The organism is Uliginosibacterium sangjuense (genome assembly GCF_059132465.1).
This window is the reverse complement of record NZ_CP101132.1, coordinates 3,690,563-3,704,792: the sequence shown is the minus strand read 5'-3', so window position 1 is coordinate 3,704,792 and position 14,230 is coordinate 3,690,563. Positions and strand designations below refer to the sequence as shown.

Genomic DNA, 14,230 nt, shown 5'->3' with positions numbered 1-14,230 from the left:
ATGAGCCAGAGGCTGATCCATCTGATCGCGGGCGCCCGCCCGAACTTCATGAAGATCGCGCCCATCGTGCGTGCGCTGCAGGCCCGGGCTGATCGCTTCGCCTACCGCATCGTGCATACCGGCCAGCATTACGACCACGCGATGAGCGATGTCTTCTTCGAGGAGCTGGGCATCCCGGCGCCGGACCACCACCTCGAATGCGGCGGCGGCAGCCATGCCGAGCAGACCGCCAAGATCATGGTGGCCTACGAGAAGATCTGCCTCGCCGAGGGCGCCAAGCCCGACTGCGTGCTGGTGGTGGGTGACGTCAACTCGACGCTTGCCTGCTCCATCGTCGCCAAGAAGCTGCACATCCCGGTCGCCCACGTCGAGGCCGGCCTGCGCAGCGGCGACATGGCGATGCCTGAAGAAATCAACCGCCTGGTGACTGACAGCATCTCCGACTGGTTCTTCTGCACCGAACCCGCAGGCGTCGCCAACCTCCTGCACGAAGGCAAGCCTGAGTCCGTCGTCTTCAACGTCGGCCACGTCATGGTCGACAACCTGTTGTATCAGGCCGAGCAACTTTCCCGTGCCGACACCGGTGGTTACGAATCCGAAGCCATCAAGCGCCACCTCGGCCGTTACGGCGTGGTCACCCTTCATCGCCCCAGCAACGTCGATGAAGAGGCCACCCTGCGCGGCCTCGCCGGCGCGCTGACCACCATTGCTCAGGACCTACCCTTGGTCTTCCCGGTGCACCCGCGCACGCGGGGCAACTTGGCGAAGTTCGGCCTCGACCTGGGCCCGCACATCCACCTGACGCAACCGCTCTCCTACATGGAGTTCCTCAACCTGTGGAAGGATGCCGCGCTGATCTGCACTGACAGCGGCGGCCTGCAGGAAGAGACCACCGCGCTGGGCATCCCCTGCCTGACCCTGCGCGAGAACACCGAGCGCCCGGTGACCTGCGAGGAAGGTACCAACACCCTGGTGGGCACGGACCCGGAGGCCATCCTGCGCGAAGCGGGCAAGGTTATTGCGGGTCAAGGCAAGCAGGGACGGCGTCCAGCACTGTGGGACGGCCAGGCCGCGGTGCGCATCGTGGCCCAACTCGATCAACTTCTTCACTGAGACACGCACATGAGCATCCTCGTCACCGGCGGTGCCGGCTTCATCGGCAGCAACTTTGTTCTGGACTGGCTGCGCGAAAGCGATGAGCCGGTCATCAACCTCGACAAGCTGACCTATGCCGGTAACCTAGAGAACCTCAAGAGTCTGCAAGGTGACGCGCGCCATACCTTCGTGCAGGGCGACATCTGCGATCGTGCACTGATCGACCGCTTGCTCGCCGAGCACAAACCGCGCGCCATCGTGCACTTCGCTGCCGAATCGCATGTGGATCGCAGCATCCATGGCCCGGGCGAGTTCCTGCGCACCAACATCGACGGTACTTTCACCCTGCTGGAAGCCGCGCGCGGCTACTGGAGCGGCCTGGAAGGCGAGGCCAAGGCAGCGTTCCGCTTCCACCACGTCAGCACCGACGAGGTCTATGGCTCGCTCAAACCCAGCGACCCGCCCTTCACCGAGACCAACCCGTACGAGCCCAACAGCCCGTACTCGGCCAGCAAGGCGGCATCCGATCACCTCGTGCGTGCCTGGCACCACACCTACGGCCTGCCGGTCACCACCAGCAACTGCTCCAACAACTACGGCCCTTATCACTTCCCCGAGAAGCTGATCCCGCTGATGATCGCCAACGCGCTGGCCGGCAAGCCGCTACCCATCTATGGTGACGGCCAGCAGATCCGCGACTGGCTGTATGTGACCGATCACTGCAGCGCGATCCGCGCGATCCTTGCCAAAGGCAGAGTGGGCGAGGTCTATAACGTAGGGGGTTGGAACGAAAAGCCCAACATCGAGATCGTCAATACGCTGATCAAGCTGCTCGACGAACTCAAGCCCGATCCGGCTGGTAGCTACGCACGCTTGATCAAGTACGTCACAGATCGTCCTGGCCACGACCGCCGCTACGCGATTGATGCGCGCAAGATCGAACGCGAACTCGGCTGGCGCCCTGCCGAAACATTCGAAACCGGCATCCGCAAAACCGTCGAGTGGTACCTCGCCAACCAGGAATGGGTGGCCAACGTACAGAGTGGCGCCTATCGTGAGTGGTTGGACAAGAATTACGCTGAACGTGGAGCGGCCGCATGAAAATCTTGTTGCTCGGAAAGGGCGGTCAGGTTGGCTGGGAACTCCAACGTTCACTGGCTCCGCTCGGCGAACTCATCGCGCTCGACTTCGACAGCCAGGACTTCTGCGGCGACTTCACCAACCTGAACGGCCTGGCGCAGACCGTGCGTGCCGTGCAGCCGGACGTGATCGTCAATGCGGCAGCCCACACCGCCGTCGACAAGGCGGAGAGCGAACCCGAGCTGGCGCGCACCATCAATGCGCTCGCCCCCAACGTACTGGCCACCGAGGCACACAAGCTGGGCGCACTGCTGGTTCACTACTCCACCGATTACGTGTTTGATGGTTCTGGGGCGGATGCCCGCAGCGAGGACGCACCGACCGGGCCCCTGAGCGTCTACGGCCAGACGAAGCTGGACGGCGAAAAGCTCATTGCACTGACCGAGTGCAAGCACCTGATCTTCCGTACCAGTTGGGTTTACGCGGCACGTGGCGGTAACTTCGCCAAGACCATGCTCAAGCTGGCGAGCGAGCGCGAGACGCTCAACGTCATCAACGACCAGGTCGGCGCCCCGACCGGCGCGGAACTCCTTGCCGACGTGACCGCTCATGCCATCAAGCGCTATCTTGACAGCGCTGCGGGCCAGTCCTCGGCCCCCAACCCTGATTTCCCCTACGGCCTCTATCACCTTGTCGCCGCTGGCGAGACCAACTGGTTCGAATACGCCCGGTTTGTGTTCGAGTACGCCCGCAAGCGTGGCGTGGATCTCAAGCTACAGCAACTCAATCCGATCCCGACAAGCGCGTATCCCACGCCCGCAAAACGCCCCCAGAATTCCCGATTGAGCACTGCCAAACTGTGTGATCGGTTTGGATTGGTCATGCCGCCATGGCAGACCGGCGTCGCCAGGATGCTGGACGAAATCCTGCCCCCGCCAAAAGCTTGACCCCAGGCTTCGGCCTGGCCGCTGGCACCACTTCTCTTGCCCTTGTGGGCAGTCAAGAAACTTCCGCTGAGCGGCTGGGTCGCCACGTGTAAAATTTACCGACTTTTACTTTGGAATCCCAATGAAGAATCGTAAGGGCATCATCCTGGCCGGTGGCTCCGGCACTCGCCTGCACCCGATCACGCTGGCCGTCTCCAAGCAACTGGTACCTGTCTACGACAAACCCATGATTTATTACCCGCTCAGCGTTTTATTGCTGGCGGGCATCCGTGACATTCTGATCATCTCCACCCCGCAAGACACGCCACGATTCCAGCAGTTGCTGGGCGATGGCAAGGCCTGGGGTGTGAACTTTGAATACGCTGTTCAGCCCAGCCCGGACGGACTGGCCCAAGCGTTCATCATCGGCGCCGATTTCGTCGGGGATCATCCCTCGGCCTTGGTGCTTGGAGACAACATCTTCTACGGCCATGATCTGGCCGCTCGACTGAAGGCCGCAGATACGCGCACGGAAGGCGCCAGCGTATTTGCCTACCCGGTGTCAGACCCAGAACGTTACGGCGTGGTGGAGTTCGACAAAGGCGGACGGGCCATCAGCCTCGAAGAAAAACCCAAGGCCCCGAAGAGCCGATATGCCGTCACCGGTTTGTACTTTTACGACAATCAAGTCGTCGATTTCGCGAAAAACCTGAAGCCCTCCGCACGTGGCGAACTCGAAATCACCGACCTCAACCGGATCTATCTCGAAAAGAACCAGCTTGATGTTCAGATGCTGGGGCGAGGCGATGCGTGGCTCGACACAGGTACCCATGACAGCTTGATCGAGGCAGGACAGTTCATTCAAACGCTGGAAAAGCGTCAGGGGCTAAAGGTCTGCTGTCCAGAGGAGATTTGCTGGCGAAATGGCTGGATTGATGCTCAGCAACTCGAAGCTCTGGCGGGCCGACTAGGCAAGAGCGGCTATGGTCAATATCTCAAGTCCATTCTGGACTCCGCTGTGTTTTGAACGCTTAACCCGTTACACCTCTGAAATGTCGCTTATACCCGTGATCCTGTCCGGCGGCTCCGGCACGCGCCTGTGGCCCGCGTCGCGCGAGACCTACCCCAAGCAGTTGCTGCCGCTGACCAGCAACGAATCGCTGCTGCAGATCACCGCCTGCCGCCTCAACGGTTTTGCCGCCGCCGAAGTCGCCGCGCCCATCGTCGTGACCAACGAGGAATACCGCTTCATCGTGGCCGAGCAGATGCGCCAGGCCGGCAAGCCCAGTGAGCGCATCGTGCTCGAACCGGTGGGCCGCAACACCGCCCCCGCCATGCAACTGGCCGCCCTGGTCGCGGCCGCCAACGGCGCCGACCCCATCCTGCTGGTGATGCCGGCCGACCAGATCGTCACCCGCAGCGACGCCTTCCAGGCCGCCATCGCCGAAGGCCTGCAGCAAGCCCAGGCCGGTGCACTGGTCACCTTCGGCATCGTCCCCGACCGGCCCGAGACCGGTTACGGCTACATCCGCAAGGGTGACACCCTCAGTGGTAGCGCCTGCAAGGTGGCCGCCTTCGTCGAAAAGCCCGACGCCCCGCGCGCCGCCCAATACGTCGCCAGCGGCCAGTACCTGTGGAACGCCGGCATCTTCATGATGAAAGCCAGCGTCTGGCTCAAAGCCCTGCGCGCCCTCAAGCCCGCCATGGCCGAAGCCTGCGAAAAAGCGGTCGGCGCAGCCAAGCGCGACATCGACTTCGTGCGCGTCGACAAAGCCGCCTTCACCGCCTGCCCGGCCGACTCCATCGACTACGCCGTCATGGAGCCGCTCAACGAACACCCTGAACTCGGCCAAGGCGTCGTCGTCCCCATGGACGCCGGCTGGAGCGACGTCGGCGCCTGGGACGCCCTGTGGCAGGTCAGCCCCAAGGATGAAGCCGGCAACGCCACGCGAGGCGAAGTCATGCTCGAAGACACGCGTGACTCCATCGTCTTCGCTGAAAGCCGTCTGGTCGCCACTGTCGGCGTCAAGGATCTGGTTGTCGTCGAAACCCCCGACGCCATCATGGTTGCCGACAAGGCCCGCGCGCAGGACGTCAAGAAAATCGTCGCCCGCATCAAGGCCGAGGGCAAGACGCTCGCCCAGACCCACCGCAAGGTCTACCGTCCCTGGGGCTGGTACGACAGCATCGACGCCGGCCCGCGCTTCCAGGTCAAGCGCATCGTCGTCAATCCGGGCGCCAAGCTGAGCCTGCAGATGCACCACCACCGCGCTGAGCACTGGATCGTCGTGAGCGGCACGGCCGAAGTCACCAATGGCGACAAGGTGATGCTGCTCAGCGAGAACCAATCGACCTACATCCCGCTGGGCACCACCCACCGCCTGGCCAACCCGGGCAAGGTGCCGCTGGAGATCATCGAGGTCCAGTCCGGTTCCTACCTGGGGGAGGACGATATCGTGCGGTTTGAAGACAACTACGGCCGCTGCAAATGAGCCAGATGCTGCGTGCCTTGTGGGCCTACCGGGGCTTCATCCTTGGTAGCGTCAAGCGGGATTTTCAATCGAATTACCGCAATTCCATGCTCGGGGCGGCGTGGACCGTGCTGAACCCCCTGGCAATGATTCTGGTTTATACCGTGATCTTTGCCGAGGTAATGAAAGCCAAGCTGCCGGGTGTCGACAACACCTTCGGCTACAGCATTTACCTGTGTGCGGGAATTTTCACTTGGGGCTTCTTTGCCGAAGTTGTCAGCAGGGCGCTGAACGTATTCATCAACAACGCCAACATGCTCAAGAAACTAGCGTTTCCACGCATGTGCCTGCCAGTCATCATCGTATTGGGGGCTGGCATCAACTTCGGCATCATCTTCGCGCTGTTTCTTGCGTTTCTCGTGATCTCTGGCAGCTTCCCAGGCGTAGCTGTCCTGGCGGCGATCCCCCTCCTGTTGCTGCTTGCACTGTTTGCTATCGGCCTGGGTATCATTCTTGGCGTGCTGAACGTATTTTTTCGCGACGTTGGCCACTTCTTTGGCATCTTCCTTACCTTCTGGTTCTGGCTTACGCCTATCGTCTACGCCCCGGCCGGTGTGCCCGAGGAAATCAGATCTGTGCTGGAACTAAACCCCATGTATCCGCTGATGCAGGGTTTCCAGAAAATATTCGTTCACGGTGCTGTTCCCGACTGGGTTCGCCTCTGGCCGGTCTGTCTACTCGCCGTCCTGTCTTGTGTGCTCGGCTTATATCTGTTCCGCAGGCATGCGGGCGAAATGGTGGATGAGCTCTGATGGGTAGTATCGTCGTAAAAAATCTGGGCAAGGCTTATAAGCAATATCCCAGCCGCTGGGGGCGCTTGATCGAATGGCTGATCCCCGATCAGCAGAAGCCCCTGCACACCCTTAAATGGGTGCTGCAAGACGTTTCATTTGAAATTGCCCCCGGAGAGTCAGTAGGCATTGTCGGCGTCAACGGCGCCGGCAAGAGCACCCTGCTCAAAATGATCACCGGCACTACCCAGCCCACTACAGGGAGTGTCGACGTTTCAGGCCGCGTCGCGGCTTTGCTTGAGTTAGGCATGGGCTTTCACCCAGATTTCACCGGCCGGCAAAACGTCATCATGGCTGGCCAGCTTCAGGGTATGAGCATCGAGGAAATCCATACCCTGATGCCCGAGATTGAGGCGTTTTCAGGCATCGGTGATTACATCGATCAACCTGTGCGTGTTTATTCAAGCGGGATGCAAATTCGCCTTGCTTTTGCTGTGGCCACAGCGAAGCGCCCCGAGATTCTGATTGTTGACGAGGCCTTGTCGGTTGGTGATGCAGCGTTTCAGCGCAAGTGCTTTCAACGGATTGAGTCTTTCCGCTCCGAGGGCACAACCCTATTGTTTGTAAGTCACGATATTGAGACGGTCAAGAAGCTCTGTGATAGGGCGATTTTTTTAAAGAATGGCTCAATGGCCAGTGTTGGGGTCGCAAAAATAGTGTGTGATGAATACGAGCGCTACATTTTTGGGGCGCCTGCCGTGGCTCAACAAGATGATTCGATTGAGTCCAGGTTGTTGGCGGTAGATGCGCCCAGATTTGATCCATCAATTGTAGTTAGTTGTGAAAATGTTTATGGCAGCGGAAAGGCGAGGATTGAGGCCTGTAGTCTGACTGATTCAGCCGGTCGGCGAATTAATGTAATTGAATCTGGAAGTTCTTTTAAGTGGTGTTACCGCGTGCGTTTTGATGAGAATGTCCAGAGCCCGATTTTTGCAATGATGCTAAAAACGGTAGAGGGGGTCTCTGTTTATGGGGTGGACTCCACTCGGCTTGTTGCCGATACCGGCCATTTCAGTGCAGGCATGGCTGTTGAGGTGGAGTTTTCATTATCTAATTTCCTTGCGCCTGGAGTTTATTATCTTAATTGCGGGGTAAGGGCTAGTGGGGTTGAAGGGGTGGAGTTTCTTTCCCGGCGAGTCGACTCTGCAATCATCAAAGTTATTCCGGGTGCGACTTCGACAGCAGAGCTAGGTATTGTTGATTTATCTGCGCGCCTGACTTTTGGCTGAATGGTTATGATGAATAATGTAAATTCTGAGCCCGTATTTATCCATTCACTTTTTCGGTCGGGTAGTACTTATGTGTTCAGTGCTTTTCGAAGAAGTTCGGCGGGGTTTTGGTGTTACCAAGAGCCCCTGCACGAACTTGCGTACTACTGCCGTGAAAATCCCTTGGGGCTAGATGCAGATCATGGTGATGATAAGGTGGTGCTGCTGCGTCATCCGCCACTTGAAGGAGCCTATTTCAAAGAGTTGAAAGAGGTCTGGCCTGCCTGGAAAGACACCATTTCTGCCGGGATTATCTACAACGACTACTTTGCAGCGTGCGATGACAGCTTCAATAAAGCCTACTGGCAGTCCCTGATAGAAGCCGCCCCTCGTCGGCCCGTGTTTCAGGAGTGTCGCACTTCTGGCCGCATTGCTGCGATCAAAAGCGGTCTGGGCGGCACTCATCTCTATTTATGGCGAAACCCATGGGATCAATGGTGGTCCTACAAAGTTAATCCATATTTTGACCTGACTAGCAGCCTCATCGTTCAAGCCCATACCGCTCCCAAAGCGGCAAAGCTGTTGGCGGCGTCACTTGGCCTATCTAAATACGCTGGCCCGGAGGAGGATCTTGCGGCGGCGTTCGCCTTCTATGGCGAAAAGCCTCTGGGTACCGACCACAGCTATCAGTTGTTTTATCTGCTCTGGTGCCTTGCGCTGCAAGAGGGTCTGCAGCATGCAGAGCTGAAGCTGAATATTGATCAACTTAGCGACTCCGCTGCTTACCGTACTGAAACCCTGGCTGCTCTCCAGCGCCTAGGCATTTCGGGGGTGGATTTTTCCGATTGCGCTTCTCCGCAAGCCATGTATTCCGAAACTGAGCGTGCTTGGTTTGCCGCGCAAGAGGCCAAGGTGCACGCCTGCTTGCTCGAAGGCGGCTGGCGGCTGAGCGATCTAGAACGGATTCAGTCCGTCCGTGATCAGCACCAACCTTTGCTCTGGGAGTCCGATTTTTCCGGGGAGGCTTCCGGTCGCCTGGGTGAGCAGGGAAGCAGGGCGAGGGAGCTTGCCAAGCGTTTCGAAACCTCCGTTGCGGAGCGTTCGCGTCTGGCGCATCAGCGCCAGACGGCTATCGAGCAGGAACTCTGCGCTGCCCGGCATGCGCTACAACAGGCCGAACTGGAGGTCCAAAGGCATCGCGAGCAACTGCGTCAGATGGAAAGTGAGTTCACTCAAGCTGGCTCTGATGCCCGGGTGCTTCAGGCACGGCTTGAAGAGCGCGTGAGCGCTGCAAGTGCGCGCGCATCGCAAGCCGAGCAGCAGGCTGCCAGGGCCGAGGCCGGAATACTCGAGCTGACAAACTCGCTGGGGGCTGTCCGGGCCGAGCTGGTACAAGCGCAGACGACGGTGCAGATGCAGCAGGCCCACTTTGAAGAGCGTCTGGCTTCCGCTGCCGTGCGTCGGTCGCAAGCCGAGCAGCAGGCAGCCAGGGCCGAGGCAGGAATACTCGAGCTGACCAACTCGCTGGGGGCTGCTCGGGCCGAGATGTTGCAAGCTCAGGTGGCCATGCAAGCGCAGCAGGCGCGCTTTGACGGGCGCGAAGCCGAGCTGCAAACCCGGCTGACGGACCTTGAACAGCAATTGGCTGCAGCGCTCACCGACAACCACTACCAGAGGCAACTGGCGAGCGAGAGGGAGGAAGAGCTTGCGCGCGTATCAGGGCTTTACGATCAGGTCAGTCAGGCACTCCAGGTCAGTGAGGCGGTGCAGTCTAGCCTGGCTGCAGAGCGTGACCAGAAGTCCGGCGAAATCCACTACTGGCATCAGCGGGTGCTGGATCTGCACGCGAGTACCTCCTGGCAACTGACCAAGCCTTTGCGTGGAACAAAGCGATTTGTGCAAGCCCTGCGTATGGGCCTTTTTAACAAAGCTACTGAAGCTCCCAATTTAACAACAAAAAAAGTGCAATCTATTGGCTCTGGAATTTTTAATGAGGCAGTGGAATTCTTGAACACAAAGCCTGGGTTGAAGCGGTTGGCGCGGGGTCTACTGAAAAACTTTCCAGGCATGCATGCCCGGCTTAGGGAAAAGAGGGCGATATCTGTATATGCAAGGCAGTCTTCAGCGGATAGCGCTGGGGATGTCTCGGCTGCTGTTTTGGCCCGCCTTGGTACAGCTCCTGCATTTTCCGAGGGGGCGTCATTCGGGATTAATGCCGAACAACGGACGCCCCTGGAAGCGTATTTCAGTTCTCAGCCGAGGTCCCTGTGAAACGTATTCTCGCGCTGTGCTTTTTTCCGGCTTTTGTTCCCGCTTCAAATGGTGGCGTTTCCCGTCTGTATAACTTTTACCGGGAGCTCAGTCGTTGGCACCGCATTACGCTGCTTACATCGACGCATGTAGAGGTGGACGAGGAGGTGGTCGTACATGGGGTGAATTTTGTTGAGCGGCGCATCCCCAAGGATGAGCATTTCGTTCGGCAGTATATGGCGCTGGAGGAGTATTCCGGTGGTGGCGACTTGTCTGGGCCTGCCATCGCTGCCTGTGGAAAGCTGCCAACTCGATTGCATCAAGCTTATTTGGAAGAGTACGAGAGGGCAGAGGTCATTTTCTTCGACGACCCCTTTACGGCTGAGTGTGATTTGTTTTCCGGAACAGACGGGAAACCGCGCATTTACAACTCTTACAACTGTGAATCGGAGCTTTATGTTCAACTTCACCCTGGAGACAAAGGGCGTCCTATCTGGGATCTAGTCCGTCAAGCCGAACAGCGGGTGCTCGAATTCTCCGATCTGGTTCTTTACTGCAACTCAGGCGACCTTGCTTCGTTTCGAGACATAGCCCCGGGCGCACGTTTCGACGACCTTTACGCGCCGAACGGAATGACGCCTGTCGCCGCGACAAGGAGTGCTGTTTGTCCAGAAAAAGCGTTCCGCGCTGTTTTCATGGGCAGCGGGCATCCGCCAAATGTTGCGGCCGCGGATTTTATTGTTAACACGCTGGCGCCGGCTCTGCCGGAGGTTGTATTCGACATCATCGGCAGCTGTTTGCCGGACGGGCACTATGCACCCAATGTGCATCGACATGGCGTCGTTAACGACGATGCCAAGCTAAACCTTTTGAGTGGCGCCACGCTTGCGCTGAACCCAATGGCCGCGGGTAGTGGCTCCAACGTAAAGGTTCTGGAGTATTTCGCTCATGCCTTGCCGGTGATTTCTACCAGCTTCGGCATGCGTGGCATACAGGCGGAGGCGGGCCGGGATTATCTCGACGCACCTCTTGAGCAGTTTGAGCAACTATTGCGCCAATGCGCAAGCGCACCTGCCGGGTTGGCTGAGGTTGCACAGGCTGGCCAGAAGCTCGCACTTGAGCGCTATACCTGGTCGGCCATTGCAGAGCCCGTGGCTGAGCGTGTGGAAGCGTTGGTGAATGCTAGGAAAAACAGCGATCCTCGGCGATTTGTGCTGGCGCTAAACGACTACGATTCCTTCTCGGGTATTGGCGGCGGCGGTACGCGCACCCGTGGTCTCTACGATGCCGTGCGTGACTGGAGTCCCGTTGTATTTATCAGTTTTTCGGATGATGGGACGCTGAAGGCCAGGCGTTATGATGCCCGCATTACAGTCATCAATGTTCCCAAAACATCTGATCACATTGCCGACTTGGCGCGTGTGAATAGCCAGTTTCATGTGTCTGCTGATGACATCGTGGCGAGCCGACATTGCACCAAGAATCCTTGGCTTCATGTTGTCTATCGTGTCCTTCGGCAATCCGCGCGATGCATCGTGGCCGAGCACTGCTACATGGCCGGTTTGCCTTTGGCCTGGGGCGACCGTTTTGTTTACTCCTCGCAAAACAACGAATCCGAGCTTAAGCGAAAGCTATTGGAATGGCACCCGCTCAGAGCAGAACTACTTGCCGAGGTGGAAAGCATCGAAAGGCAAGCGGTTGAGTATTCCGCGGCAACCATCGCAGTGTCTTCTGAGGACGCAACGAGCTTGGTCAAGGGCAAGCGTGGGGCGGGCCCGGTAATCGTGGTGCGCAATGGCGCGGTCTTGCCGGCCGCGGGCGAGGCCGTCGATCAGGCCAGGAGGGAATTGGGTGACCAGATCGGGGGGCAGGCGGTCGTATTCCTTGGTTCCGCACACATGCCGAACGTAGAGGCTGCCCAGTTCATCGTTGATAGCCTGGCGCCTGCTTTGCCAGAAGTGCAATTTCATCTATTGGGCTCAGTGTGCAGTGGTATTCCGAAGGCACCGCGCAACGTTCGTGTTTGGGGGGTGGTGGACGAGGTAACCAAGAGCGCGGTGATGCAGTCTTGTAGGCTGGCGCTCAACCCCGTGCTGTCGGGCAGTGGGTCGAATGTGAAGCTAGCCGATTACCTGGGTAATGGCCTGTTTGTCGTCACAACCGAATTTGGACTGCGAGGTTACCCGGAAAGTGTACAACCGCATGTGCAGCTTGCGTCGCCAGAGAATTTTGTTGCAGCAGTGCGATCAGTATTGCGCCAGGAGCATTTGTATTCGGCTGCGGCCAGAGTGGTTCGGCGTGAACTGTTCGCCAGCGAACTGGCCATGCGCGGCATTGCCGAGCGTTTTGTTGAAACGCTTCAAGCTCTGGAAAAGAAGAGGAAGCGGGTTCTCTATGTAGCCTATCGCTACGTTTTTCCCGCGCTTGGTGGCGCAGAAACCAATATCGAAAAGTTCGTGAGCGCACTAGGGAACAGCGGCCAGTTCGATGTTGACGTGGTGGCCCCCGAAGTCAGCGGCATCCACAATCATCTGCGTTTCAGCGAAACCTACAGTTTCGATGCTGAATTGGCTGTGCCGGTAGATATCCCCAATGTGCGTTTCGCACGTTTTCCTGCGCAAGCCCCTGATCAAAGGACTACCGAAGATCAGTTGCGCAAGGTTTGGGCATCTCAGGTCGTATTTGAGCAATCGATTGATCAGCAACTGCGAGAGTGCTACGTCGCCAGTGGCCTTACCTGGGGCTGGGGCTACCCTGAGGGAGAAAGTATCGGAGCGGCACGATGGGCCTTTACAGAGTGTGCGGTCCATCTCAGCAAACCCGTCAGGATTGACATTAGTGGCTATGCCCATCACTCCGTGGTGGCGACCGCCTATAACGGAGATCGCGTCGTAGGCGGCCCCTGGCCACTGACGGAAGGATTCACACTATCGTTTCAGGCTGAGGCGGGCGAGTTGCGTTGGGTGACGTCGTGCCAACGAAGCTCTGCCGACCCGCGACCCTTGGGGTTCAGGCTTTCCAGCCTGAGCCTTGATGGGGAGGTGATGGACCTGACCCGGCCAACGCTGTTGCAGCAATATTTACCTACGCTGTCGGCAGAACGGAGTTTCCGCCTGCTGGACCGGGCAGCACAAATGTCGCGAGTACAACAGGACATTCGCCTCACGGATGGAAGAGGGCCATGGAGCCAGAGCATGGAGCAATACATTGCAGACCATGTGGCGGAGTACGACCTGGTGGTGACGCACAACAATGTATTTCGCCCTGCAGTGGTGGCGCTAGAAGAGGCGAAAAAGCACAACATCCCTTCCATCCTCATCCCCCACGCCCATCTGGATGACGACTTCTACCATTTCCCGGACTGGTTGGAGAGTGCGCGCAATGCCAGTCTCGTGCTGGCGGTACCAAAGGCTGCTTGTGACTTTCTGGCAGAAAAGGCGTGCAATGTGCGTTACCTGCCCGCTGGCTGCGATACAAACGAGCTCTTTACATCGCAGGACCAGGATGCATTCCGGGAAGTGCACCGCTCTCCCCGGCCCTTTGTTCTCGTCCTGGGCAGGAAGGCTGGGGCAAAAGGCTATCGGCAGATCATCGACGCCGTCGAACGACTCAATCTGCAAGGAGTGAGTCTGCAGACTGTACTGATCGGGCCAGATGATGATGGTGAACTGATCGACAGCCCCAATGCAGTTTATCTCGGCCGGCAGCCGCGCAATGTGGTCAGGGGGGCGCTGCTATCTTGTCTCGCACTTTGCAATATGAGCAGTAGCGAGAGTTTTGGCATTGTACTTCTGGAGGCGTGGCGGGCTGGAAAGCCTGTAATAGCCAACAGGGACTGCGCAGCATTCCACGATATGGCAGAACACGAAGTAAATTCGCTGTTGGTCACAGAATCGGGGCTTGCGGAGGCGATCAACCGAGTTTTAAACACCCCGGATCTATGTTTACGTCTGGCTGAAGAAGGACGGAAACTGGTAGATAACTTTGCATGGCAAACTGTGTGCGGGAATTTTGTTGATTATTGCGAGAGCACTTCCCTGATTAAAGGATCGTAAATTATGGTAAAGCACCAAAATTATGACTCTTTTACGCAGGAAATAATTAGTCTGAAAAAAAGAAATGTTCCGCATGAGGAAGATTTCAACTTTTTCAGTTGTTTTGCTGGAAAGGGCGCCAGGTTCGTTGATTGCGGTGCCAATTGGGGCAGTCAGTGCTTTCTTTTCTGATGGTATGCCCTGACGGGGTTGTGAATTCGTTTGAGTCAAATACCTTGTACGAAAGCTTGCTGACGGAAACCCAGAATGTGGTTGGAGTCGATCGGCTTAGATTCTCAATGATTGGACTATCAG

The 14,230-nt window shown here is 57.9% G+C and carries 9 protein-coding genes; all 9 read left to right on the top strand.

The window, feature by feature from the left end:
• The 9 genes from wecB to NMB43_RS17025 all read left to right on the top strand — a co-directional run bounded on the left by wecB (nt 1) and on the right by NMB43_RS17025 (nt 13,936).
• On the top strand, nt 1-1,113 hold the full coding sequence (wecB, locus tag NMB43_RS17065) for a non-hydrolyzing UDP-N-acetylglucosamine 2-epimerase (protein ID WP_494349364.1): 1,113 nt from the start codon (nt 1-3) through the stop codon (nt 1,111-1,113).
• A 9-nt stretch (nt 1,114-1,122) separates the two neighbouring features.
• Nucleotides 1,123-2,196, top strand: a complete 1,074-nt coding sequence (rfbB, locus tag NMB43_RS17060; RefSeq protein ID WP_494349363.1) for a dTDP-glucose 4,6-dehydratase — start codon at nt 1,123-1,125, stop codon at nt 2,194-2,196.
• A complete protein-coding gene (gene rfbD / locus NMB43_RS17055; RefSeq protein ID WP_494349362.1) occupies nt 2,193-3,122 on the top strand; it encodes a dTDP-4-dehydrorhamnose reductase in 930 nt (309 codons plus the stop codon). The genes rfbB and rfbD overlap by 4 nt, the downstream gene beginning before the upstream one ends.
• A 121-nt stretch (nt 3,123-3,243) precedes the next feature.
• Nucleotides 3,244-4,128, top strand: a complete 885-nt coding sequence (rfbA, locus tag NMB43_RS17050) for a glucose-1-phosphate thymidylyltransferase RfbA (protein WP_494349361.1) — start codon at nt 3,244-3,246, stop codon at nt 4,126-4,128.
• 25 nt (nt 4,129-4,153) lie between these two features.
• Nucleotides 4,154-5,593, top strand: coding sequence for a mannose-1-phosphate guanylyltransferase/mannose-6-phosphate isomerase (locus tag NMB43_RS17045; RefSeq protein ID WP_494349360.1), 1,440 nt, complete (start codon nt 4,154-4,156; stop codon nt 5,591-5,593).
• The gene (locus tag NMB43_RS17040; protein ID WP_494349359.1) at nt 5,590-6,384 is read left to right on the top strand and encodes an ABC transporter permease; all 795 of its coding nucleotides are present in this window, start codon (nt 5,590-5,592) and stop codon (nt 6,382-6,384) included. Before NMB43_RS17045 ends, NMB43_RS17040 begins: the two co-directional genes overlap by 4 nt.
• Nucleotides 6,384-7,652 (top strand): ABC transporter ATP-binding protein, encoded by a 1,269-nt coding sequence (locus tag NMB43_RS17035; RefSeq protein ID WP_494349358.1) that lies wholly within the window; start codon nt 6,384-6,386, stop codon nt 7,650-7,652. The genes NMB43_RS17040 and NMB43_RS17035 overlap by 1 nt, the downstream gene beginning before the upstream one ends.
• A gap of 6 nt (nt 7,653-7,658) precedes the next feature.
• On the top strand, nt 7,659-9,902 hold the full coding sequence (locus NMB43_RS17030; protein ID WP_494349357.1) for a hypothetical protein: 2,244 nt from the start codon (nt 7,659-7,661) through the stop codon (nt 9,900-9,902).
• Nucleotides 9,899-13,936 carry a glycosyltransferase gene (locus tag NMB43_RS17025; protein WP_494349356.1) on the top strand — a complete coding sequence of 1,346 codons (4,038 nt, stop codon included), beginning with the start codon at nt 9,899-9,901 and terminating at the stop codon, nt 13,934-13,936. Before NMB43_RS17030 ends, NMB43_RS17025 begins: the two co-directional genes overlap by 4 nt.
• The last annotated feature ends 294 nt before the right edge of the window (nt 13,937-14,230 follow it).

What these genes read in the sequence shown, in the direction of transcription:
- wecB (WP_494349364.1), top strand. Translation starts at nt 1, where the DNA reads ATGAGCCAGAGGCTGATCCATCTGATCGCGGGCGCCCGCCCGAACTTC.
- rfbB (WP_494349363.1), top strand. Translation starts at nt 1,123, where the DNA reads ATGAGCATCCTCGTCACCGGCGGTGCCGGCTTCATCGGCAGCAACTTT.
- rfbD (WP_494349362.1), top strand. Translation starts at nt 2,193, where the DNA reads ATGAAAATCTTGTTGCTCGGAAAGGGCGGTCAGGTTGGCTGGGAACTC.
- rfbA (WP_494349361.1), top strand. Translation starts at nt 3,244, where the DNA reads ATGAAGAATCGTAAGGGCATCATCCTGGCCGGTGGCTCCGGCACTCGC.
- NMB43_RS17045 (WP_494349360.1), top strand. Translation starts at nt 4,154, where the DNA reads ATGTCGCTTATACCCGTGATCCTGTCCGGCGGCTCCGGCACGCGCCTG.
- NMB43_RS17040 (WP_494349359.1), top strand. Translation starts at nt 5,590, where the DNA reads ATGAGCCAGATGCTGCGTGCCTTGTGGGCCTACCGGGGCTTCATCCTT.
- NMB43_RS17035 (WP_494349358.1), top strand. Translation starts at nt 6,384, where the DNA reads ATGGGTAGTATCGTCGTAAAAAATCTGGGCAAGGCTTATAAGCAATAT.
- NMB43_RS17030 (WP_494349357.1), top strand. Translation starts at nt 7,659, where the DNA reads ATGATGAATAATGTAAATTCTGAGCCCGTATTTATCCATTCACTTTTT.